24 protein-coding genes are annotated in these 22,841 nt (G+C 58.1%); 9 read left to right on the top strand and 15 right to left on the bottom strand.

The window, feature by feature from the left end; genetic code table 11:
* The first annotated feature begins 34 nt into the window (after positions 1 to 34).
* Positions 35 to 463 (top strand): VOC family protein, encoded by a 429-nt coding sequence (locus tag GOW40_RS02560; RefSeq protein WP_171128827.1) that lies wholly within the window; start codon positions 35 to 37, stop codon positions 461 to 463.
* Between the two features lie 61 nt (positions 464 to 524).
* Here the strand turns inward: GOW40_RS02560 and GOW40_RS02565 are convergent, their stop codons facing one another.
* The 3 genes from GOW40_RS02565 to GOW40_RS02575 form a co-directional block, all read right to left on the bottom strand.
* Positions 525 to 1,022: a MarR family winged helix-turn-helix transcriptional regulator gene (locus GOW40_RS02565; protein ID WP_171098240.1), complete on the bottom strand. Its 498-nt coding sequence runs from the start codon at positions 1,020 to 1,022 to the stop codon at positions 525 to 527.
* A gap of 77 nt (positions 1,023 to 1,099) precedes the next feature.
* The gene (locus GOW40_RS02570) at positions 1,100 to 1,357 is read right to left on the bottom strand and encodes a succinate dehydrogenase assembly factor 2 (RefSeq protein WP_171098238.1); all 258 of its coding nucleotides are present in this window, start codon (positions 1,355 to 1,357) and stop codon (positions 1,100 to 1,102) included.
* Complete coding sequence (locus tag GOW40_RS02575; RefSeq protein WP_171128825.1) at positions 1,354 to 1,746, bottom strand: helix-turn-helix domain-containing protein; 393 nt, start codon at positions 1,744 to 1,746, stop codon at positions 1,354 to 1,356. The genes GOW40_RS02570 and GOW40_RS02575 overlap by 4 nt, the downstream gene beginning before the upstream one ends.
* A 91-nt stretch (positions 1,747 to 1,837) precedes the next feature.
* Here GOW40_RS02575 and GOW40_RS02580 point away from each other — a divergent pair, with 91 nt between their 5' ends.
* Positions 1,838 to 3,040, top strand: coding sequence for a pyridoxal phosphate-dependent aminotransferase (locus GOW40_RS02580; protein ID WP_171128823.1), 1,203 nt, complete (start codon positions 1,838 to 1,840; stop codon positions 3,038 to 3,040).
* 13 nt (positions 3,041 to 3,053) lie between these two features.
* Positions 3,054 to 3,455, top strand: a complete 402-nt coding sequence (locus GOW40_RS02585; protein ID WP_171136364.1) for a hypothetical protein — start codon at positions 3,054 to 3,056, stop codon at positions 3,453 to 3,455.
* Positions 3,456 to 3,458: 3 nt separating this feature from the next.
* On the opposite strand, the gene GOW40_RS02590 is transcribed toward GOW40_RS02585, so the two are convergent.
* Positions 3,459 to 4,823 carry an MATE family efflux transporter gene (locus GOW40_RS02590; protein ID WP_171128822.1) on the bottom strand — a complete coding sequence of 455 codons (1,365 nt, stop codon included), beginning with the start codon at positions 4,821 to 4,823 and terminating at the stop codon, positions 3,459 to 3,461.
* Positions 4,824 to 4,905: 82 nt separating this feature from the next.
* On the bottom strand, positions 4,906 to 5,850 hold the full coding sequence (gene ppk2, locus GOW40_RS02595; protein ID WP_171098229.1) for a polyphosphate kinase 2: 945 nt from the start codon (positions 5,848 to 5,850) through the stop codon (positions 4,906 to 4,908).
* Between the two features lie 138 nt (positions 5,851 to 5,988).
* Between ppk2 and GOW40_RS02600 the strand changes: the two genes are divergently transcribed.
* Positions 5,989 to 6,867 (top strand): alpha/beta fold hydrolase, encoded by an 879-nt coding sequence (locus GOW40_RS02600; protein ID WP_171128820.1) that lies wholly within the window; start codon positions 5,989 to 5,991, stop codon positions 6,865 to 6,867.
* A 14-nt stretch (positions 6,868 to 6,881) separates the two neighbouring features.
* Here the strand turns inward: GOW40_RS02600 and GOW40_RS02605 are convergent, their stop codons facing one another.
* Entirely contained in the window at positions 6,882 to 7,490 is a 609-nt protein-coding gene (locus GOW40_RS02605; protein WP_171230851.1) for a carboxymuconolactone decarboxylase family protein, read from the bottom strand.
* 194 nt (positions 7,491 to 7,684) lie between these two features.
* Here GOW40_RS02605 and GOW40_RS02610 point away from each other — a divergent pair, with 194 nt between their 5' ends.
* The 4 genes from GOW40_RS02610 to GOW40_RS02625 all read left to right on the top strand — a co-directional run bounded on the left by GOW40_RS02610 (position 7,685) and on the right by GOW40_RS02625 (position 11,665).
* Positions 7,685 to 8,257, top strand: a complete 573-nt coding sequence (locus GOW40_RS02610) for a hypothetical protein (RefSeq protein WP_171128816.1) — start codon at positions 7,685 to 7,687, stop codon at positions 8,255 to 8,257.
* A gap of 130 nt (positions 8,258 to 8,387) precedes the next feature.
* The gene (gene parE / locus GOW40_RS02615) at positions 8,388 to 10,346 is read left to right on the top strand and encodes a DNA topoisomerase IV subunit B (protein ID WP_171128814.1); all 1,959 of its coding nucleotides are present in this window, start codon (positions 8,388 to 8,390) and stop codon (positions 10,344 to 10,346) included.
* Between the two features lie 40 nt (positions 10,347 to 10,386).
* Positions 10,387 to 10,803 (top strand): hypothetical protein, encoded by a 417-nt coding sequence (locus GOW40_RS02620; protein ID WP_171230852.1) that lies wholly within the window; start codon positions 10,387 to 10,389, stop codon positions 10,801 to 10,803.
* Positions 10,804 to 11,383: 580 nt separating this feature from the next.
* Positions 11,384 to 11,665: a hypothetical protein gene (locus GOW40_RS02625; protein WP_171128810.1), complete on the top strand. Its 282-nt coding sequence runs from the start codon at positions 11,384 to 11,386 to the stop codon at positions 11,663 to 11,665.
* 18 nt (positions 11,666 to 11,683) lie between these two features.
* Here the strand turns inward: GOW40_RS02625 and GOW40_RS02630 are convergent, their stop codons facing one another.
* The 8 genes from GOW40_RS02630 to GOW40_RS02665 form a co-directional block, all read right to left on the bottom strand.
* Complete coding sequence (locus GOW40_RS02630; protein WP_171136362.1) at positions 11,684 to 12,454, bottom strand: alpha/beta hydrolase; 771 nt, start codon at positions 12,452 to 12,454, stop codon at positions 11,684 to 11,686.
* A gap of 57 nt (positions 12,455 to 12,511) precedes the next feature.
* Entirely contained in the window at positions 12,512 to 13,657 is a 1,146-nt protein-coding gene (locus GOW40_RS02635) for an iron-containing alcohol dehydrogenase (protein WP_171128806.1), read from the bottom strand.
* Positions 13,654 to 15,036 carry an aldehyde dehydrogenase family protein gene (locus GOW40_RS02640; RefSeq protein WP_171128804.1) on the bottom strand — a complete coding sequence of 461 codons (1,383 nt, stop codon included), beginning with the start codon at positions 15,034 to 15,036 and terminating at the stop codon, positions 13,654 to 13,656. The genes GOW40_RS02635 and GOW40_RS02640 overlap by 4 nt, the downstream gene beginning before the upstream one ends.
* A 97-nt stretch (positions 15,037 to 15,133) precedes the next feature.
* On the bottom strand, positions 15,134 to 16,483 hold the full coding sequence (locus GOW40_RS02645) for a glutamine synthetase family protein (protein WP_171230853.1): 1,350 nt from the start codon (positions 16,481 to 16,483) through the stop codon (positions 15,134 to 15,136).
* A gap of 54 nt (positions 16,484 to 16,537) precedes the next feature.
* A complete protein-coding gene (locus GOW40_RS02650; RefSeq protein ID WP_171128800.1) occupies positions 16,538 to 17,572 on the bottom strand; it encodes a TRAP transporter substrate-binding protein in 1,035 nt (344 codons plus the stop codon).
* Positions 17,573 to 17,625: 53 nt separating this feature from the next.
* Positions 17,626 to 18,945, bottom strand: a complete 1,320-nt coding sequence (locus GOW40_RS02655; RefSeq protein WP_171128798.1) for a TRAP transporter large permease subunit — start codon at positions 18,943 to 18,945, stop codon at positions 17,626 to 17,628.
* Positions 18,942 to 19,526 carry a TRAP transporter small permease subunit gene (locus tag GOW40_RS02660; protein WP_371731798.1) on the bottom strand — a complete coding sequence of 195 codons (585 nt, stop codon included), beginning with the start codon at positions 19,524 to 19,526 and terminating at the stop codon, positions 18,942 to 18,944. Before GOW40_RS02660 ends, GOW40_RS02655 begins: the two co-directional genes overlap by 4 nt.
* Positions 19,523 to 20,308 (bottom strand): N-formylglutamate amidohydrolase, encoded by a 786-nt coding sequence (locus GOW40_RS02665; RefSeq protein WP_171128797.1) that lies wholly within the window; start codon positions 20,306 to 20,308, stop codon positions 19,523 to 19,525. Before GOW40_RS02665 ends, GOW40_RS02660 begins: the two co-directional genes overlap by 4 nt.
* 120 nt (positions 20,309 to 20,428) lie before the next feature.
* Here GOW40_RS02665 and GOW40_RS02670 point away from each other — a divergent pair, with 120 nt between their 5' ends.
* Complete coding sequence (locus tag GOW40_RS02670; RefSeq protein WP_371731799.1) at positions 20,429 to 21,298, top strand: MurR/RpiR family transcriptional regulator; 870 nt, start codon at positions 20,429 to 20,431, stop codon at positions 21,296 to 21,298.
* 832 nt (positions 21,299 to 22,130) lie between these two features.
* On the opposite strand, the gene GOW40_RS02680 is transcribed toward GOW40_RS02670, so the two are convergent.
* On the bottom strand, positions 22,131 to 22,805 hold the full coding sequence (locus tag GOW40_RS02680; protein ID WP_171128796.1) for a TIGR04283 family arsenosugar biosynthesis glycosyltransferase: 675 nt from the start codon (positions 22,803 to 22,805) through the stop codon (positions 22,131 to 22,133).
* Between the last annotated feature and the right edge of the window lie 36 nt (positions 22,806 to 22,841).

A 22,841-nucleotide genomic window follows, 5' to 3' on the forward strand; every position in this document is an offset into this window, starting at 1 on the left:
TGCAAGTCATCTAATGTATTGAAAGGAAGCCACGATGGCGCTGACATATCTGCACACCATGGTCCGCGTGAAGGATCTGGAGAAATCAATGGCCTTCTATGAATTGCTGGGTCTCAAGGAAATTCGTCGGCATGACAGCGAAGCGGGACGCTTTTCGCTGATCTTCATGGCACCTCCGGGTCAGGAAGACGCACCGATTGAATTGACCCATAATTGGGATGGCGATGATGAATTGCCCAGCGACAGCCGCCATTTCGGCCACCTCGCCTATGGCGTCGACAACATCTACGAGATGTGCCAGCACCTGCAGGATAATGGTGTCACCATCAACCGCCCACCGCGCGATGGCCGTATGGCTTTTGTCCGCTCACCTGACAATATCTCGATCGAGCTGCTGCAAAACGGTGATGCGCTGGAACCGGCGGAACCCTGGGCCAGCATGGAAAGCACCGGCCACTGGTAATCCCATCTGATCTGAAGGGCTGGCCGCGTTGGCCAGCTTTTTCATTGGCGCGTTTGTGAGGTCAGTAGATATAGCGGATCTGGTCCGTCCAATATCTCTCCACCCGGCGCAACGAGCTGGTGATATCCTCGATCCCTTCAGCGCCCAGCACACCCCGTCCCTGCAGGCCTTCGGCGTGACGGGCGAACAGTTCTGAAACGATATCACGGATCTCTCGCCCGCGCGGGGTAAGCCTGACTCGGACGGATCTGCGGTCAATTTCGCAGCGCTGGTGGTGCATATAGCCCATTTCGACCAGTTTCTTGAGATTGTAGCTGACATTGCTGCCCTGATAGTAACCACGGCTCTTCAACTCTCCGGCGGTGACTTCATGGTCGCCAATGTTGAACAGCAACAAGGCCTGAACCGCGTTGATCTCAAGCACGCCGACCCGCTCGAACTCATCCTTAATGACGTCCAGCAGTAGTCGGTGCAAACGCTCAACCAAGGCCAGCGCTTCCAGATAGCTGTTCATAAAGCCCTTACTGCCCGGTGTGGAAACCTGCATTTCCATACTCATACGATCCTCCGATTCACTCGCGCCGTTTAAGACAGGATGGCGCGAATTCCCGAAAATCGGTTAAGCCGTATTTTATGTTATTTTTGAAACGTTTGCGCGATGTCAGAGATCAGATCGGCCAAAGCCTGCGGCGGTGCGGCCTGCCCTGTCACCCATTGGTACAGATCCTGATCATTCTCAAGCAGCAACTGATCATATAAATCCAACGCAGCGTCATCCATGGCCGCCAAATTGCGATCCGCATACGCGGCCAGGATCAAATCCATCTCTTTGATACCGCGCCGCATCGAGCGCATTTGCATACGCTTGATCCGGTTCTCTCGGGTCTCACTCATGCGCTGCGTTCCAGCGTTCGACGCAGCGCCTTTTCGACCCGAGCCAGTTTTTCCGAACTAGCCCGCATCTCGCCGCGGATCGCGCGGATCTCGGCCAATAGCGGGGCCAGTTCGGTGTCCAACGGCTCCTCGTCCAGCGGAGACTCGGTCCCCTCGCCCTCGCCAGTCAGCAGCCAACGGATCGAGACATTCAACATGCCCGCCATCATCGACAATTTGTTGGCGCGCGGTTCAGACAAATCGTCTTCCCAGTTGACGATTGTGGCCTTTTTCACCCCCAGACGACGCGCCAACTGAACCTGCGTCATTCCGGCAGCTTCGCGCGCACCTGCGACCCGATCCCCAAAGGTTGCGGCCTCGGGTCCGAACCAATCCGTTTCTTCATTCATACGCGCCCATGGCTCCTGTGCTCTATCGGCTTGATCGTCTTTGGGCGGCACCCTATGACAGTCCCGATCAACATACAAACCGAGGCCCGACATGAGTTTTCTGTCTGCGACACTGTCACGCGTCAAACCTTCGCCGACCATCGCAATGACGGCGAAGGCCGCCGAATTGAAAGCCGCTGGCCGTGACATCATCGGGCTGAGCGCGGGCGAACCCGATTTCGACACGCCGCAGAACATCAAGGACGCTGCAGTGGCAGCGATTGCAGCGGGCAAAACCAAATACACCGCCCCCGATGGTATCCCCGAGCTGAAACAGGCGGTTTGCGCCAAAATGAAGCGCGATCACGGGCTGGACTATACTCCGGCGCAGATTTCGGTGGGCACGGGTGGCAAGCAGACGCTCTATAACGCGTTCATGGCAACGCTGAACGACGGGGATGAAGTTATCATCCCGGCCCCCTATTGGGTCAGCTATCCCGACATGGTTCTGCTGGCTGGGGGCACGCCGGTTGTTGTCGAAACCACGCTGGAAAACCGGTTCAAGTTGACCCCCGACCAGTTAGAGGCCGCGATTACGCCCAAAACCAAGTGGTTCATCTTCAACTCACCCTCAAACCCGACAGGCGCAGGTTACAACCGGGACGAATTGAAGGCTTTGACGGATGTTCTGTTGCGACACCCTCATGTCTGGGTGATGACCGATGACATGTACGAACATCTGGCCTATGGCGATTTCGATTTCTGCACCCCTGCCGAAGTTGAACCGCAGCTTTATGATCGAACGCTGACCTGCAACGGGGTGTCCAAAGCCTATGCCATGACCGGTTGGCGGATTGGCTATGCGGCCGGTCCGGTCGAGTTGATTGCGGCCATGCGCAAGGTCCAGTCACAATCCACATCGAACCCGTCTTCGATCAGCCAATGGGCCGCAGTTGAGGCATTGAACGGAACGCAGGACTTCCTGGCACCCAATAGTGCGTTGTTCAAACGCCGCCGGGATCTTGTTGTTGAGCGTCTCAATCAGATCGACGGCATCACGTGTCCCACGCCCGAGGGCGCGTTTTATGTCTATCCGTCCATCGCCGGGCTGATCGGAAAAACCTCGGCTGCGGGAACGTTGATCGACTCGGACGAGGCCTTTGCCACCGCGTTGCTCGAAGAGTCCGATGTGGCTGTCGTCTTTGGCGCGGCCTTCGGGTTGTCTCCCAACTTTCGGGTCAGCTATGCGACTTCGGATGCTGCATTGACCGAGGCGTGCGACCGTATTGAGCGGTTCTGCGCGGGCCTTACCTGATCGGAGGACGGCCATGTCCACTGAATTGCCCGAGTATTACTTCCGTGTTCGCGAGAACGGTGCTGCCGTGTTCAAAGTGGACACGGCAAACCGGCATCAGCGGATCGAGATGACGCAGATCGCTGTGCTGAACATTCGCAATGGCGAGGTCAAGCCACATGGCCAGCAGGTGTTGACCGAGGCCGACAAAGCAGAGATTGATCGCTGGATGGACGCGCGCAAAGCCGTGCTGGCGCAGCGCGATATGGATGATATCCACCGGGCCGTCGACCATCTGAACCTGACCACTCAATGGGCACAATCCAAGGCCACGGAGGCTCAGTTGGAAGACGTCACCGACCGATTGCTCATGGCGATGCACGATCTGCGCGCGGTTTTGGTGCGCAAAAAGGCGGATCGGCTGTCCGGAAAATAGTGGCTAGGTCGCCGGAAGTGCGATTGCACGCACTGCATGCAACCAGAAACGCGCCATCAACAAGACGGCAGCACAGGCCAATCCCAGCACCAGCCCCAGCCAGACGCCGATACCATTCATGCCTTGAACAAAGCCAAAATAGTAGGACGCGGGCAGCCCAATGACCCAATAGCTGAGCGCCGCCATCACCATCGGTGCTTTGGCATCCTGCAAGCCACGTAGCAATCCAAGCGCGATGACCTGAGCACCATCCACCAGTTGAAACAACGCAGCCATCGCCAAAAGGCCCGTCCCGATCATCAGAATCTCGGGCCGCTGCGGATCACCGGATTTCATGAACAGTGAAATCAGCGGCTCGGCACAGGTCAGGAACAAGATGATCGTTGCCAGCGACATGATCAGAGACATGACCGTGACGGTGACCGCGCCTTTTTCAAGATGTGCCCGGTCCTGACGCCCCAATGCATTGCCTGCGCGGATCGTGGCCACGTTCGACAAGCCCAGATGCACCATGAAGGTGGCCGACGCGAGATTGAGCGCGATGCCATGGGCCGCCAGCGGCACCGGCCCAAGCCAGCCCATCATCACGGCTGAAGCTGCAAAAAGCGAAACCTCGGCCAATGTGGTCAGACCGATGGGCACGCCCAAACGCAGCACGCTCATGAACATGTCCCAATCCGGTCTCCAAAACCTCTGGAACAGGCTGTGCTCCGGTAGTACCCGCACCGCATAGATCACCACGCAGAGCAAAGACACGATCTGAGTGACAACCGACGCGATGGCGGCACCCCGTACCCCAAGCTCGGGCGCGCCCCAATTGCCGAAGATCAGCGCATAGTTGGTCAAACCGTTGACCACCGCCGCCACAACGGTGATCCACAATACGATCTGGGTCCGCTCCAACGCCGCCAGATAGGATTTCATGACCATGACCAACAGCGCAGGAAACAAGCCCCAGCCAGCAATGCGCAGGTATTCTGACGCAGTTTCAGCCACTTGCGGCTCTTGCTTGATGGCGATCAGAACCGGGTAGGACCACCACAGCAAAGGCATCATGATCACGGAATAGATCAGCGACAGCCACAACCCCATGCGGGTAGACCGACGAATGCGCGTCTGATCTTCCTCGGCGGCAGCGGTGGCAACCATCGGCATGACCGCCCAGCCAAACCCGGCACCAAACAGGAACAGAACAAAGAAATAGCTGCTGGCCAATGTCACCGCCGCCAGCGCTTCGACCCCGTACCATCCCAGCATGACGGTATCGGTCAGACCAATGGCAAACTGCGCCAGATGGCCGCCGATCAGCGGCAGCCCCAGCACAGTAATGGCCCGTACATGGCCGCGATATGTCATCCCGTTTTGCATTCCGCCAGCCTTAGTCCTGACCGATGGATCGGGCAAGAGCCGGCGCGTGAAATTTCAAAACGAGACCAGGTGAAACAGCGCCCTATTTGGGTTCGGAAGCGGCAGAGCTATCCGACTCGGGGTGCAGCGACGCCCCAAGAATATGGTCTGACTGCCGGATCACATGATGCGCCTGCCCCACGATCAAAGGGTCTGGCTCTCCCACCAGATCATGATCCTTGTCCGGGTATTCCAACGTCGACAGGAAATGGCGCATACAGTTAAGCCGGGCGCGCTTTTTGTCATTGGATTTCACGATGGTCCAAGGCGCATCGGCGGTATCCGTATAGAAAAACATCGCCTCTTTCGCCTCGGTATAGTCTTCCCACTTATCCAGGCTTGCCTTGTCGATTGGCGACAGCTTCCACTGTTTCAGCGGGTCCGTCTCACGGCTTTTGAACCGGCGTTGCTGTTCGTCCTGCGTGACCGAAAACCAGTATTTGTAAAGCTGAATGCCCGAGCGCACCAGCATCCGTTCCAGATCCGGCGTTTGGCGCATGAACTCAAGGTATTCGTTGGCCGAACAGAAGCCCATTACCCGTTCAACACCCGCGCGGTTGTACCAGGACCGGTCATAAAAGACCATTTCACCAACCGTTGGCAGCTCTTGCACGTAGCGTTGGTAATACCATTGGCCCTTCTCTTCCCAAGTGGGTTTGTTCAGGGCCACAACGCGGGCCTGACGCGGGTTCAGATGTTCCATGAAACGTTTGATCGTACCGCCCTTGCCCGCGGCGTCCCGGCCTTCGAACAGCAACACAAACCGCTGACCTGTATCCTGCGCCCACAATTGCACCTTCAACAATTCCGCCTGCAGTTTCGCTTTTTGCTTTTCATAGGCCGATCGGGCCATTTTGCGACCATAGGGGTATTCACCGCTTTCGAAGGCATGCCGGATGTTCTCGACGCTCGGCGCGGTGGCGTTTGCGGGGTTTGGCGCGGAATTCACGCGTTCAAGGTCTGGGGTAAACTGTACTGTCGCGGCCATTCACACTCTCCTGTTTTCATTGTTCTGCTGGCCAGCTAACAGATTTTCCATTACCCCGCGTTGATTGGAATCAAGTTGACTTAGCCAAGTGGGTAGAAAATTCTGCCCCCTATATCCAAGCCTCATCAAAGGCGCTTCATGAAGACCGAGTTTCGTGACCTGAACGGCCAACCCTTCTGTATCAGAAGCTGGGGCGACCCTAGCCTGCCACCCTTGTTGATGTTGCACGGGTTTCCTGAATTCGGCGCAGCCTGGGGCGATCTCGCTCCGTTTCTGTCCGATCAGTTTCACTGCATTGCCCCCGATCAGCGTGGCTTTGGCCAAAGCTGGGCGCCAGAGGGATCTCAGAACTACGCCCTGCAAGCGCTTGTTTCTGATATGGTTTCTTTGATCGATCAAATTGGCGCACCTGTTAAGGTGTTGGGCCACGACTGGGGCGCAGCCGTTGCCTATGGTTTGGCCATGTTCCAGCCTCAGCTTGTCGACCGTCTGATCATCGCCAACGGCGTCCATCCTGTACCGTTCCAACGCGCTTTGGCGGCCGGAGGTGCACAATCTGAAGCCTCGCAATATATCCATCTGTTGCGGTCTGACGCAGCCGTCAGCCCTCTGTCAGCCAACAATTTTGCCAAGCTCGAAAAATTCTTTCGTCACGGTATGGGGCGAGATTGGTTGTCGGACCAAGCGATGACAGCCTACCGTACCGAATGGGCCCGTCCGGGGCGATTGCAGGCCATGCTGAACTGGTATCGTGCCTCGCCCCTTGTGATTGCAGAGCCCGGACAGCCGTGCACAGATGTGCCGGAACTGCCCTTGGACCGTTTGCGCGTCACCTGCCCTCATCTGTTGATCTGGGGCGCAGACGACGTTGCCCTTTTGCCAGAAGCAACCGAAAACCTTGAAGATTTCGCACCGCGATTGACCCGCATCTCCATCGCGGATGCCGATCACTGGCTGCACCATCAACAGCCCGAGACCGTGGCGCAAGCCATTCTAGATTGGGAACCAGACGCGTAAACCTTGACCGGTATTTAGCGATGTCCCCAATCGTCAGGATTGTCCGAGTTGTTGGGCGACAGACCCAGCACATCCCCTTTGGTCGAGCATCCCAGCCCAAGTACCGTCCGGTTGGCATAGCAGAAATACGCGCAGACCTGATTGATCTCGAGGATTTCACCGTCACCCCACCCTGCCGCGCGCAGAGCCTCGACATCGGCTTCGACCATCTCCCCGGGCGTCTCGGTCAGCTTGCGCGCATAGATCATCGCCGCAACTTGCGCCGCATCCAAAGGTGCGTTCGCCAGATCCCGCGCCTCAATCGCCACCCGGATCGCATCGCCGCGCGCCGCATCCCCAAGCAAACGCTGCAACCCTGCAAAATGATGCTCGACACAATAGCAGCAGCTGTTCAACGAACTGACCCAGACCCCCAGTGTTTCCAGAAACCATTTTGGAATCCTATTGCCCGAGTGATGCAGCACCGCCTTATACATCGCCATATGGCCTTCCATCGAATGCGGCCGCAAGGAATGCGCCATCATGATGTTGTCCACATTACCGCCGGGCCCGGTCACCCGGTCATAGAGCTTTTTCAGTTTGCCCGTGGCGCTCTCAAACGGCACCGTTTTGATCCAGCTCATACGCGGTAATCCTCTTCCTGCTCGTCGCTGGTGCCAACCTAAAAGCGAATTCTGAGGAAAGCGAGGCCGGTGACAGGTTTGGCGTGCAAAAATGAACCGCTTTGCAACCATGATCTGAAAACCGCTGGGCAATCGGATCACAATTGCCGATAAATGGGCCTATCCAATTTCAAAGTGCCATTCCAATTTCAATCATGCGCGTTTTCCTTATTGTTTTCCTGCTGTCCTTCAGCGCGACTGCCATCGCCATCGTGATCCCTTCGTTTTCTGTTTGGCTCTTGCTGTCAGTACCATGCGCCATATCCAGCGCCTTGTTGCTTGCACGCAAATGGCTGCGACGCCCCAAGAATTGGGCGGTCATCGACGGCTCGAACGTGATGCATTGGAAGGACGGAGAGCCGAGCCTCGACACAGTTCGCGATGTCGTGGACGCCCTAAAACAGGCAGGTCTGACGCCGGGCGTCGTGTTTGACGCAAATGTCGGATACAAAGTGTCCGATAGATACATGCGTGACACTGCGCCGGCCCTGCACTTGGGTTTGCCCAAAAACCGCGTCATGGTCGCGCCCAAAGGCGTGCCTGCGGACCCTTATGTGCTTCAGGTCGCCAAGGACTATGACGCGACAATCGTGACAAACGACCGCTTCCGCGATTGGGCCGAGGACTATGCCGATGTCATGAACGCCAAAGACCCGGTGCGCGGCGGGTACAAAAACGGAAAACTGTGGTTGTCGTTAGACAGAAAGGCAGCAGTGGGAAAACAGTAATCCGCCACAAGACAGTAAGGATCGCACAGGTTTTCGTCCGGGTAATCCGCCACAACACCTCGCGGCCCTCTTCCCCCGAACCACATCACCTGCCATAATGGGCAAAACGCAAAAAGCAAGAGCAGCCCCGATGCCAGACGATCTGTTGACGCCCAGTACCACCGCCACCTATGACGCCTCGTCCATCGAGGTGCTGGAAGGGCTGGAACCGGTCCGCAAACGCCCCGGCATGTATATCGGCGGCACGGATGAGCGCGCGCTGCATCACATGGTGGCCGAAATCCTCGACAACTCGATGGACGAAGCGGTCGCGGGCCATGCCAACCGGATTGAGGTCGAACTGCACGACGACTACGCCCTCACCGTGCGCGACAACGGGCGCGGTATTCCGATCGATCCGCATCCGAAGTTCCCAGATAAATCCGCGTTGGAGGTGATCCTCTGCACCCTGCACGCAGGCGGCAAGTTCTCTGGCAAGGCCTATCAGACCTCGGGCGGTCTGCATGGTGTTGGGGCCTCGGTTGTGAACGCTCTGTCGGATTCGATGGTCGTGCAGGTGGCGCGGGACAAGCAGCTGTTCGAACAACGGTTTTCGCGCGGCATCCCGCTGGGTCCCGTTGAAAAAGTTGGCGCCGCCCCCAACCGGCGCGGCACCACTGTGACCTTCCACGCCGACCCGGACATCTTCGGCCATCACCGGTTCAAACCGGCGCGGCTGTTCAAATCGATCCGCTCCAAGGCCTATCTGTTCTCGGGTGTCGAGATTCGCTGGAAATCCGCCATCGACGACGGAGAAACCCCGACCGAAGCCACATTCCACTTCCCCGGAGGCCTGTCCGACTACCTCAAGGAAACGATGAACGGCTCGTCCACCTATGCCGAGCAGCCCTTTGCTGGCACCGTGGACTTTCAGGAGAAATTCAACACCCCCGGCAAGGTCGAATGGGCGATCAACTGGACACCCTCGCGCGACGGGTTCATCCAATCCTATTGTAATACCGTGCCCACCCCCGAAGGCGGCACCCATGTGGCGGGCTTCTGGGCCGCGATCCTCAAAGGGATCAAGGCCTATGGTGAGCTGATCAACAACAAAAAAGCGGGCCAGATCACCCGTGATGACCTGATCACCGGCGGCTGCGCTCTGGTCAGCTGTTTCATCCGCGAGCCCGAATTTGTCGGCCAGACCAAAGACCGGCTGGCCACGGTCGAGGCGCAGCGGCTGGTCGAAAACGCCGTGCGCGACCATTTCGACAACTGGCTGGCGGCCGACACGAAATCCGCAGGCGCCATCCTCGATTTCCTCATCCTGAGGGCCGAAGAACGCCTGCGCCGACGGGCCGAGAAGGAAACACAACGCAAGTCCGCCACTAAGAAACTCCGTCTCCCCGGCAAGCTGGTGGACTGCTCTAGCTCAACACGGGACGGCACCGAATTATTCATTGTCGAGGGCGACTCGGCGGGCGGGTCCGCCAAAATGGGCCGCGACCGCAAGACACAGGCCCTGCTGCCCCTGCGCGGTAAAATCCTGAACGTGCTGGGCGCGGCCAGTTCGAAACTGGGCACCAATGCCGAGATCAACGACCTGACCCAGGCGCTGGGTGTCGGCCTTGGCACCAGGTTCAACGTCGACGATCTGCGTTATGACAAGATCATCATCATGACCGACGCGGATGTGGACGGGGCGCATATCGCCTCACTGCTGATGACATTCTTCTTCACCCAGATGCGGCCCATGATTGACGCAGGCCACCTGTATCTGGCCTGCCCGCCCCTCTATCGCCTCACCCAAGGGGCAAAGCGCGTCTATTGTCTGGATGAGGCCGAACGGGATGAATGGCTTGAGAAAGGTCTGGGCGGCAAAGGCAAGATCGACGTCTCACGCTTCAAGGGTTTGGGCGAAATGGACGCCAAGGACCTGAAAGAAACCACGATGGACCCCGCCTCGCGCAAACTGATCCGCGTCACGATTGATGAGGACGAACCCGGCGAAACCGGCGATCTGGTCGAGCGCCTGATGGGCAAGAAACCCGAACTGCGGTTCCAGTATATTCAGGAGAACGCGCGGTTTGTGGAGGAGTTGGATGTTTGAATCCGACACTTTCGATCTCTCCAAAGAATAGAGAAAGTCTGTGCCCCTTACTTCAGCCATTGAGCATGAGAACCTAAGCAAGACAAGAAAGTCGCTCTATTTTGCTGTGGCGTTCACCTTTGCCGTCTCGAATGCCGAATTGCTGAGCGATCAGATTGCGATCTTCGGGTTGAGCATCGCGGTGGTTCAAGCTGACTTAGTCGCCTTCGGCCAGCTAATCACTGTTTTTCTATTGGCAATCTTTTTTCTTCATAGCTTAGTTGCAGTTACAGAAGCCCTTTCAGTTTTGCTGAAACGAATTAACGAGCGCTGGAACAAACGTTCAATGGCTGAAATTGAGAGAATAAACGAAGGTTTGTTTCCTGATCCATCGTTTGACCACGAAGATCCATACGCTCACTTGGACTCGTGGGAGTATCACCACGTTATTGAAAACAAAAAAACGCGAAAAGCGTGAGGATATTGCGGCCACCGCAGTGGATGTAGTCAAAGCTCTTAGAGATTTTACTCTAGAGTACCTTTTAGTCTTACTAGCCGCGATATTTGCGCTCGTTAACCCAAAGGTAATTGGGAGCGCCATTCAAAGTTGGCAGTCGTTTTAAGCAGGAGCAAAAGGAAAAAAGAGCTTTGAACCTGCAATGGTGCCAGTGGAAATAGTTAACTAATCGATAGGTTTAGCTCAGCAATAAATCTGCTTATCCTCAATCGCGAGCAGGATTGTTCCTAGAGTTGGATATATTTCTACCTACCAAAATACCCTGAACAATTGCCCCTCATCGTAACAACCCTCGCGCCCGGCCCGAGGGAGGGTGCGGAACGCGCCCGCCCTGGGGGCGGGTCGGGCGCGTGCTTGATGCTTTGCATCAAGCATTGGGTGGATAGGGCGAGACCGCCCAACAATCGCCACCAAAAACGCCCCTTGCCTAAGTTGTTGATCTCGTTCACACTTACCCTCAAACCGTCATTCAAGAACGACCTTTGAGGTTCCGAGCGTCCAAGACCCAATGAGACCAACAGATTTCGAACGGGAGGACGACATGAAAACAGTAACCCTCGGGATGGCCTTTGCCCTTCTGGCCACGCAAGCCCCGGCACAGCAGATGCTCAGCACAGCATCCCCTATTCCGGACGGGGCTGAGACTCGGTTCTGCTATTATGAAGGTATGGCCTATTCCGAAGACGCCTTTGTTCTGATGGTCGGCGACAACACCGTCACCGATACGGTCAGAACAGTGCAAGAGCGCCTGCTGCGCTGTCACCGCGACAGTGACGGCACCCTGAAATGGAAACCGCAGAGCACGTTCTCGACCAACAACTGAGCCCGCAGGGTAGGCGTTCTAGCCCACCTTCTCGTCCAGCCAGTCGGCGATTTTTCCTGCGGGTATCTGCCACCCTGGTTCCATGAACAGAAAATGCGCGTGGCCTTCGGCGGGCAGGAACGTCGCGCGGTCTCCGTAAAGTTTCGCCAAAGCGCGGCAGGTGTTGGGGTTCACGGCCCGGTCCTCGGTGCCTGACACGATCAGAACCGGGCAGTCGACCTTGTCGATATCCACCTTCATCGCGTGGTGATCGTCGAACATCCAAAAGAACATCTCGAACATCACCCGCCCGCTTTCCGGGCCAAGCTGGTCGAAGACCGCGTGTTGCTGCGCCTCGGGCAGTTTGTTCAGCGCAAAGGGGGCCATCAGGTCGAACTCGACGCGCATGGGCTGTTTCCAGAATGCCCCACCCTCCATCAACGCGCGCGGCACGGCGCGTTCGTCGTCGGTTTCGGGCAAGGTTCCCCAAGCGGCATTCGGGTTGATCAACACAATCGCGCTGGCCAACCCCCGAGACGCCACCTGCTGCGCCACCACACCCGCAATGGCATGGCCCAGCAGCACCGGTTTGCTGTCCAGCCCCTGCACGAATTCCGCAATGTCATTGGCATAGTCCATCACGCTGGTGTCGGTCAGGCCCGGATCAGGCTCGGCCTTGGGATCACCGCCATGAAAGCGCAGCGCGGGCATGTGCACCGTCCAGCCCCGCGCTCGGAAAAAGCCTGCGTAATCCTCCATGCACCACGGACCCGCAAAGGCCCCGTGGATCAGAACAATCCCTTTGGTCATACAAATCTCCCTCACCTGCGTGCAGAGTGCAGGATGAGGGAGGGTGCGCGCAAGAGGTTAGAGCGCGGCCTTGAAGAGCGCGGTCAGATTGTCCTCGGTCAGCTCAATCGGGTTGCCGCCGCAAGACGGGTCAATGATCGCGCCTTTGACCAGTTCGGGGATCGCGCCCTCGGTCACGCCCAGATCGGACAGCGTGCGGGGAATGCCCAACGCGTCGTTGAACTCCTGCACAAAGGCGCGGAACCCGTCAAAGCCGCCCTCGATCCCCAGATAGGCCGCCGCCTGCTGGAACCGGTCGGCAATGGCCGGCGCGTTGAAGTCCAGCACGGCAGGCATACAGACCGCGTTGGTCGTGCCGTGATGGGTGTTGAACACTGCGCCGATGGGGTGGCTCATCGCATGGATCGCGCCCAGACCCTTCTGGAAGGCGGTTGCCCCCATGGCCGCCGCGCTCATCATCTGGGCGCGGGCCTCGATATCGGTGCCATTGGCATAGGCACGCGGCAGGTAGTCCTTGACCAGCCGCATTCCTTCCAGCGCGATGCCCTGAGACATGGGGTGGTAATGCGGGCTGCTGAACGCCTCGACACAATGGGCGAAGGCATCCAGCCCGGTGCCTACGGTGATGAACTTGGGCATGCCCACGGTCAGCTCCGGGTCGCAGATCACCACCGAGGGCAGCACCTTGGGGTGAAAGATGATCTTTTTGGCATGGGTCTGGGAATTGGTGATGACGCTTGCGCGACCGACTTCTGAGCCGGTCCCGGCGGTGGTCGGCACCGCAATAATAGGTGCAATGGCGTCGGCATCGGCACGGGTCCACCAATCGCCAATGTCCTCGAAATCCCAGACCGGGCGTGTCTGACCGGCCATGAAAGCCACCATCTTGCCCAGATCAAGGCCCGAGCCACCGCCAAAGGCGATCACCCCATCGTGGCCTCCGGCCTCATAGGCAGTCACCCCCGCATCCAGGTTCTGCTCATTTGGGTTCGGGTCCACATCGCTGAACAGGCCGCGCCCCAGACCGGCGGCCTCCAGAATGTCCAGCGTCTCCGCGGTTATCGGCAGATCGGCCAGCCCTTTGTCCGTGACCAGCAAAGGGCGCTTGATCCCGGCTGCCGCGCAGGCCTCGGGTAATTCCTTGATACGTCCCGCACCGAATTTGATCGCGGTCGGATAGGACCAGTTTCCAACAAGGCTCATGATGTGACTTTCTTCAGATGGTAGGATTTTGGGCGGGTCAGGTTGTGATAGCCGATCACCGACAGCCCCCCGCCCCGCCCGGTATTCTTGCACCCGGTCCAGCACAGGCCCGGATCCAGATAGTCGGCGCGGTTCATGAACACGGTGCCGGTCTGGATTTGATCGCCCACCCGCGCCGCGCGGTTCACATCGCCTGTCCAGAGGCTGGCCGTCAGGCCAAACTCGCTGTCATTCATCAATTCAACGGCTTCAGCGTCGGATGAGACTTTCATGATCCCGACCACCGGGCCAAAACTCTCATCCCGCATCACCCGCATGTCATGGGTCACGTTGGTCAGGATTTGCGGCGTCAGATAAGCCCCGCCATCATCCTCCGGGAAGGTCTCGGTATGCGCCACGGCCCCATCGGCGACAGCTTCGGCAATCTGTGCGCGTACTTCGTTAGCAAAGCGCACATTGGCCATTGGCCCGATCGTCGTCTCGGGGTCCAACGGGTTGCCCAGCTTGTATCCCTGCACGATCTCGACCGCACGAGCGAGGAACGCGTCGAACAGGCTTTCGTGCACATAAATCCGCTCAATCCCGCAACAGCACTGACCTGAATTGAACATTGCGCCGTCTATCAGCGTCTCAACGGCTGCTTCCAGATCAGCGTCCTCCATGACATAGCCCGGGTCCTTGCCGCCCAGTTCGGTGCCGACACCGGTAAAGGTCCCGGCAGCGGCGCGCTCCATCGCCTGCCCGCCACCGACAGAGCCGGTGAAGTTTACGAAATCAAACGCCCGTCCAGCGATCAGATCGCTGGTCACGTCATGGCTCAGAAATACGTTCTGGAACACATCCTCGGGCACCCCGGCGGCATGGAATGCCTGCGCCATCCGTTCGCCCGCCAACAGGGTCTGCGTCGCGTGTTTCAGCACCACAGCATTGCCCGCAATCAGGGCCGGGGCCACCGTGTTGATCGCAGTCATGTAAGGATAGTTCCAGGGCGCCACCACAAACACCACCCCATGCGGTATGCGTTTGATGTAGCGCCGGAACGCCTCATCCTCACCCACCGAAATATCCGCCAACGCCCGCTCGGCGATTTCGGCCATATAGCTGGCCCGCTCATTGAACCCGCCAAACTCGCCACCATAGCGTACGGGCCGCCCCATCATCTGGGCCAGTTCCGGTACGATTTCATCATTCATCGCGCCCACTGCGGCGACGCCAGCCATGACAAGGTCGACACGTTCCTGCAAAGGCCGCGCTGCCCAATCCGCCTGCGCCGCTCGTGCGCGCCCCGCCGCTGCAAACGCCGCATCACGCGTCAGAACCTCGCGCTCGACAAAAACCGATCCATCGATCGGTGAGATACACCTCAGTATTTGAGCCATCTCAACCTCTTGAATACGCGCAGGGACTACCCCGCTTCATCTTTTCCAAAAAACTCTCGCCGAAGGCACCGGGCGCGCAGCGACCGGACCAGCGAGGTTACGCACGCTCGAACCCGCGGGCAATTTCCCAATCGGTCACAACGCGCGCAAACTCTTCGATCTCGACCTCAGCCGCACGCGCATAGTGGTCGACCACATCATCTCCCATCGCTGCCCGCAGCATCGCAGACCCGTGCAACGCATCCCGTGCCGCACCCAGATTGCCCGGGATCATGCCGGTGTCGCCCTGATAAACATCGCCAGTCGCGGCAGGTTGCAGCTCCAGACCCTCTTCAATCCCGGCAATTCCGGCAGCCAGCATGCCCGCCATAGCCAGATAGGGGTTCATGTCCGAGCCCGGGATCCGGCACTCCACCCGCACCGCCTTGGTGCCATCGCCGCACAGACGGAACCCTGCGGTGCGATTGTCCACCGACCAGATGATCCGCGTCGGCGCAAAGGTTCCCTTCATGAAGCGTTTGTAACTGTTGATGTAGGGCGCCATGAAATACGTATAATCCGACGCATATTTCAGCAGCCCTGCCATATAGCTTTTCATCAGCACCGACATGCCCAGCGCGTCGGATTTATCGTAAAACGCGGGCTGCCCGTCAGACCAGAGCGACTGGTGTACATGGGAGGAACTGCCCACCTTGTCGTGATGCCATTTCGGCAGGAAAGTCGCCGCATGGCCGTGCTGCCAGGCGATCTCTTTCACTGCATTCTTGGCAATCGAGTGGTATTCGGCCGTCTCCATCGCAGGCGCGTATTTGATGTTGAGCTCTTCTTGCCCGGTCTCAGCCTCCCCCTTGGAGTTCTCAACCGGTATGCCCGCATCCCACAGATGATTGCGGATCGGGCGCATCACATGTTCTTCCTTGGTGGTCTGCAGGATGTGATAATCCTCGTTATAGCCCGAGATCGGTGCCAGATCGCGGAAGCCGTCCTTGCGGATCTCGTCAAAGCTCTTCTCGAACAGGAAAAACTCCAGCTCGGTGGCGCAGATTGCGTCATAGCCCATCGCCTTCAACCGCTTGACCTGCTTTTTCAGGATCGAGCGCGGGGCATGTGGAACCTCCTCATGCGTGTGATGATCCAGCACATCGCACATCACCATCGCAGTCCCCTCCAGCCACGGCACCGGGCGCAGGGTGCTGAGGTCGGGTTTCATGACATAATCGCCATAGCCCCGTTCCCAACTGGTTGCGGCATAGCCATCGGGTGTGCGCATCTCAAGATCGGTGGCAAGCAGGTAGTTGCAGCAATGGGTCTCTTCCCACGCACCGGCCACGAAATGACCCGCGTGAAAGCGTTTGCCCATCAACCGGCTCTGCATGTCGACCATGCAGACCAGCACAGTGTCGATGTCCCCGGCAGAAACCAGCGCCTTGAGATCGTCCAGTGTCATATCACCCTCATTCCCTTGTGGTCAGGGCAGGCGCAGCCGCCTGCCCCGCTTGTCCTAGCCGTAACGGTAAGGCCGCCCGGCCTTGAGCATTTCGGCATTATAGCGCTTGAAGATGTCAACGACCTTGGCCTTGGTCTCGGATTCAGCGGCAATTTCATCCCAGAACTTCACAGCCGCCTCTTCGACGGTTGCCCATTCTTCATCCGGAATGGTGGTCAGTTGCATTTTGGTGCCGTTGACCCGCAGGTTGGCCTCGCCGCCCCAATACCACCACTGGCGGTAATAATGCGACTGATCACAGCAAACTTTGAACAGAGTCTGCAAATCCTCAGGCAACTCATTCCAGCGGTCCATATTGGCAAAGAAGTGCCCTGCCCAGGCGCCCGAGATGTTGTTGGTCAGGAAATAGTTGGTCACATCGGCCCAACCGACGGTGTAATCCTCGGTAATACCTGACCAGGCGATGCCGTCCAACTCACCGGTCTGCACCGCGACCTCGATGTCTTCCCAAGGCAGGGTGACCGGTACAACGCCGAACTGCGACAGGAACCGGCCCGCCGTCGGGAAAGTAAAGACACGCTTGCCTTTCATATCCTCCAGCGAGTTGATCGGATCCTTGGTGGCAAAATGGCACGGATCCCAGGCCCCGGCGCTGATATGTTTGACGCCGACCTTCGAGTATTCCTCATCCCAGATCTCGTTCAGGCCCCACTGGTTGAACAGCACCGGCACGTCCAGCGAATAGCGCGAGGCAAAGGGGAAATAGCCGCCGAACACGGTGACCTCGGTGGGTGACGCCATCGAGTCATCATCCGATTGCACCGCATCGATTGTGCCGCGCTGCATGGCGCGGAACAGCTCGCCCGTTGGGACCAGCTGATCGGCATAGAACAGCTCGATCTGCATCCGGTCACCAGCGATCTTGTTGAACATCTCAATCGCCGGGTCGATCACATGCGCGGCCAGTGCAGGGCCCGCATAGGTCTGCATGCGCCAGGTGATCGTGCTTTGCGCCAGAGCCGGCGCGGCCAGTGGTGCTGCGGCAACGCCCACCCCGGCGGTTTTCAGAAACTTACGTCTTGTTGTCATGTCAATTTCCTCTCTGTTGAAGTTTCACGTGCCCGTTCGCGGGGCCTTCTTCTTTAATTTCCATAGACATATCCGGGCAGCCACAGGGCCAGGTCCGGGAACACCATGATGATGATCAGAGCCAGGATCATCACACCGACGAAGGGGATGATCGAGCGATAGATGTCCTTCAACCCGATCTCGGGCGGGGCCATCGCGCGCATCAGGAACAGGTTATAGCCGAAGGGCGGTGTCATATAGGCGATCTGGGTGGTGATCGTATAGAGCACCCCGTACCAGATCAGATCAAAGCCCAGAATGCCCACAAGCGGCACATAGAGCGGGGCCACGATCACCAGCATCGCGGTGTCGTCCAGAAACGTGCCCATGACGATAAAGCTGAGCTGCATCAGGATCAGGATCAACCAAGGCGACAGGCCCAATTGCTCGGTGAACAGGTTGTCGATGGCCCTTACCGCGCCCAACCCATCAAACACCGCGCCAAAGCCCAGCGCCGCCAGGATGATCCACATGAACATACAGGAAATCGCCAGCGTCTGTTTGGTGCAAGTCTCGAATATCTTCCACGTCATCCGACGCTTGACGACCGAGACAAAGAGCGCCGTCAGCGCCCCAATGGCCGAGCTTTCCACCAGCGAAGTCCAACCGTTTACAAAGGGCACCATCATCGCGGCGAAGATGATCAGGGGCAGCGCCCCTGCCCCGAGCAGCCGGATCTTTTCGGCCCGCGGCACCTCATGCGCGTCTTCCATTGCGGGGCCCAGATGCGGCTGAAGGCGGCAACGGATCCAGATATAGAGGATGAACATCCCTGCCATCATCAGACCCGGTACAATTCCAGCCAACCAAAGCTGCCCCACCGGCTGCCGCGCGATCATCGCGTACAGTACCAGCACCACCGAAGGTGGCACCAGAATACCCAGGCTCGATCCGGCCTGGATCACGCCTGTCACCATCGTCTTGTCATAGCCGCGCCGCAGCAGTTCGGGCAGCGCGATGGTGGCCCCGATGGCCATACCCGCAACGCTGAGGCCATTCATGGCCGAGACCAGCACCATCAACCCGATCGTCCCAATCGCCAGCCCGCCATTCACCGGCCCCATCCACACATGGAACATGCGATAGAGATCGTCCGCCAATCGGCTTTCGGACAGCACATAGCCCATGAAGATGAACATCGGCAGAGTCAGCAGCGGGTACCACTTCATCAGCTTCATCGCCGCAGAAAAGGTAATGTCCTGCCCGCCCGTGCCCCACAGGGCCAGCGCAGCAATGGTTGCCACCGCACCGATGGCCCCGAATACGCGCTGACCAGTGAACAGCATCAGCATCATCGAGGCGAACATGAAAATGGCGATATAGTCCTGGCTCATGCCCGCCGCACCCCGATCTCCTGCCCGTTGATCCGGGCTATGTCTTTGAAGAATTCCGACACCGCTTGCAGCAGCATCAGGAAAAAGCCCAGCACCATGATCGCCTTGATCGGCCAGATATAGGGGCGCCACGCGGTCGAAGACCGTTCCAGCCGCCCGATCTCTTCACTGCCGGTCAGCAACCCGGTGAAATAGGCGACAGGTTCGGTGCCCCAATAGCCAATACTATAGGCGGTTGAGCCCAGCCCTCCGTAAAACAGCACGCCCAGATAAAGGATCAGTAGCAGCACGGTGAAGGCGTCGAACCAGGCTTTCCGGCGCGGGCTCCAGTTGTGATAAAACAGATCCATCCGCACGTTCGAACCCAGCTGGATCGAATAGGGCCCGCCCATGATGTAATAGGTCACCATCGCGAACTGAGCCATTTCCAGCGTCCAGAGCGAGGGCAGAAAGAAGGTTTTCGAGATCGACGACCACAGCAGGATGCCCATCATCACAAAGAGGCCCCACATCATCATACGTCCGATCCGGTAGTTCACCGCATCAACGACGCGCACATATGCCGCCATCGCCTTGATCACGAAGCGTCCTCCGCGTTCAGGGCAGTCAGCGTGGTCTTGATCCATGGTACCAGGCAATCAGCTGCGGCTTGTTGTTGCGTTGGTGTTTGGATCAGGTCGTTGCGGATCTCGATCATCACATTCAACAGCCCGTTGCGCAGGCCCTGCACATCCAGCGTGTGCGCGACACCATCTGCCGCTGAATAAGGCTCATTCAGCCGCGTGACATAGGGAAGCTTCGCAGGCGCGTGTGCGATCATCGCCGCTGCGAACCGGCTATCGGCACCATGCAACAAGCCCAGTTCAACCTGTCGCTTCTGGCCTTTGAAAACAGGTGTGAAACTGTGGACGGTCACCATCAACTGCAACGACGTTCGGTTCCGCTTAACTTCATCGGATAACGTCTTGGAAAAAGGCAGGTAAACCTGTTCAACGCGCTCGACCCTGTCGACGGATGACATCGCTGCGTTCACCGGCACGTCAACATCTTCGCTGCGCGCGGGCATTGCGTCAACGGCCTCGGGCGGGCGATTGCAATCATAGACCAGGCGAGACACGCCACCAAAAACCAGGCTAGCCGACATCTGACGCGCCATATTCCGGGCCACCGACAAAGCGCCCGGGTCCCAGGCAATATGGCTGCGCAATGCTTCTGCCCCCACGCCCATGTCGCCCAAAAACTCAGGCACCCGGTTCGAGGCGTGTTCACACACAACGATTACCGAGGGCGCTTCGCCGCTCTGCTCGGCAAAGACGACCGGGCCAAATCCGGGTTTGGTGTGATGTGATTCCAACTGCGCCATGGGAAAAATCTCTACATCCGCAGTTCACCTGTCAATAATTTTCCTGTACAAAAACTTGCAACCCAAGTCATGATGTTAAAAATTGTACAGAACACGACGTTCGCTGAAGGAGAGACACTCGTGCGGGTAACAGAAACACTGATGGCCCACCGCGAAGAGATGACGCCGTCTGAACGTCAATTGGTCAGTGTTTTGCTGGATGACTATCCTATGGCAGGGCTGGGCAGCATCACCGAGCTGGCCAGTGTCGCCTCTGTCTCGACAACGACAGTGGCGCGCATGCTGCAAAAGACCGGTTTTGGCGGGTATCCGCAGTTTCAGGCCGCTGTGCGCGCCGAGGTGAAAGAGATGATCTCGGGCCCGGAAGACAAGCGTGACGTCTGGCAAAACGATCTGCCGGAAGAGCATATTCTGAACCGGTATTCGAAGCAGGCTCTGGAAAACCAGAGACGAACTATTGACGAGATCGATCCTGACGAATTCGACAACCTCTGTCGCATGCTGTGCGATCCTGATCGCCGCATCTTCATCACCGGTGGACGTATCACCGGGGCGCTGGCGCGTTACCTCTACCTGCACTTACAAATGATCCGCCCGGACGTGAAAATGCTGTCGGACGCGGTGTCCTGGACGCATGATCTGCTGGAAGTGCGTGAAGGGGATGTTTTGGTGGCCCTGGATGTGAGGCGTTACGAGAACACGACCTTGCTGATCGGCCAACTCTGCCACGAACGCGGCGCCGAGGTTGTTCTGCTGACGGACCAATGGCGCTCACCCATTCATCGGTTGGCGAAACATACCTTTGCGGCCCGCATCGCGGTGCCTTCGGCGTGGGATTCGATGTCGGCACTTATCGTCTTGTTGGAATGCGTGATTGCCGAGATGCAGGAAAGGCTTTGGGACAGTGTGAAAGACCGGACTGATGCGCTGGAACAGGCCTTTGATCGCACGCGATTGTTCCGAAAATTCGGCCAAAGTTCAGGGTCTTAAATCCTTCACAACTTACAACACTGCGTGAGCACGGTTGCCAGCGCCGGGATAGATCGTAAACTCCGGCCCATGAGCTTTATTACTGACAACCAATTGCCCCTGCTGATCCTGTTTTTCCTGATCGGACTGGTGGGTACTGGCTTTTTGTTTCGCAAACCAGCTGGGCATCGAGCCTGGAAGCTGGCTGACCTGGTCTGGGTCGTGCTGGGCGGAATCGGTGCATTGGTTGCCGTTCTGGCGGGGCTTTACACCTCGGACAGTTCCAGGCTGGATCGCCAGATTGACGTCGCTTATGCGGCCACGCTGGCCTTTGACCGCGATGCAGCGCGGTTCCGCCTGCGATTTTGCGACCCAGCCTATGACCCGGACACCGGAGTTTTATGCGAAAAGGTCGAATTTTTGTCGGCATCGACCGCCAGCAACTCGGAACTGCCCTTGTTCATCGAGGTTACAAATGAAGTCGCCCCGCTGCAGGGGCTGCATTTTTTGTTTGGCGGAAGCTCAAAAGATGACATGGAAGAGGCGCGTGACATGGCCGCCAAGGTCGACGCGTTCAGCATCGACCAGTTTCTGGTCTTCACCTCGCTTGATGAGGAAACACAGGTGGCAATCGACAATATGCGGCGCAAAGTGCCCGCAATTGCAGGAGATTACCTGATCCTCGCCCAAAGTTATGACGACCTGATCGAACAGGTTGGCAAGCTCAAGGATGAATGGGAATACCTCCAGGCCAATGCGCATATTCTGGTGTTGCAGATCGTCGCCCTTTGCCTGGTCAGCTTCGCCGCGCCCTTCCGTCTGGGTAAATCGATTGTCGAGCTGCGCACTGCCTTCAACGACGATATGCCCGTGCCAGTTTCTGAGGATCAGCCCCCAGAAAATACCGCGTCAGAGTCCACAGATTCCGAGCGCCGCGACGCAGCCAGCCCTGACGGGTATAGCGTTCCGCACTCGTAACCGCGTCGCAGCGCAGCGACGTGACAGCTGGCAAGGCCCGCACCAGGGCCACATCCTCCATCAAAGGTTGATCAGGATACCCGCCTGCCCTGTCGTAATCTGTCTTTCGAACCAGCAGCGCCTGATCACCGTAAGGCAGACCCAATACCCGGCTTCGCAGGTTCGCCCATCCGGCAACAATACGCGGCGCCATGCCCTGCGCGCGAAAACGCAACCGAAAACAGGCCGGTTGGCCCGTGGACAAGTGTTGCGACACAAACGCGGTCCAGTCCTGCTGCAACTCGGTATCCGCGTGCAGCACCAACAGCCACTCCGAGGTTGCTGCGGCGCATCCCCGGCGCAACTGCCCCCCGCGCGACGGAGCACCTTGCAAGATCAGCGCCCCTGCATCGTCGGCAATGTCCAATGTCAGATCGCTGGACCCGCCGTCACTGACGATCACCTGCCGGATCAGACCTTCCTGCACCCCTTCGTAAAGGGCCATGAACACCCGCGGTAGGCTGTCTGCGGCGTTCAGGGTGGGAATGACAACACTGATCGGTGCGGGCACGTCTGTTACCTCTGGTCTTGGCGGCGCGAACTCCTA

It is taken from the genome of Ruegeria sp. HKCCA6707 (genome assembly GCF_013033515.1).
In the GTDB taxonomy this organism is placed as follows: Bacteria; Pseudomonadota; Alphaproteobacteria; order Rhodobacterales; family Rhodobacteraceae; genus Ruegeria.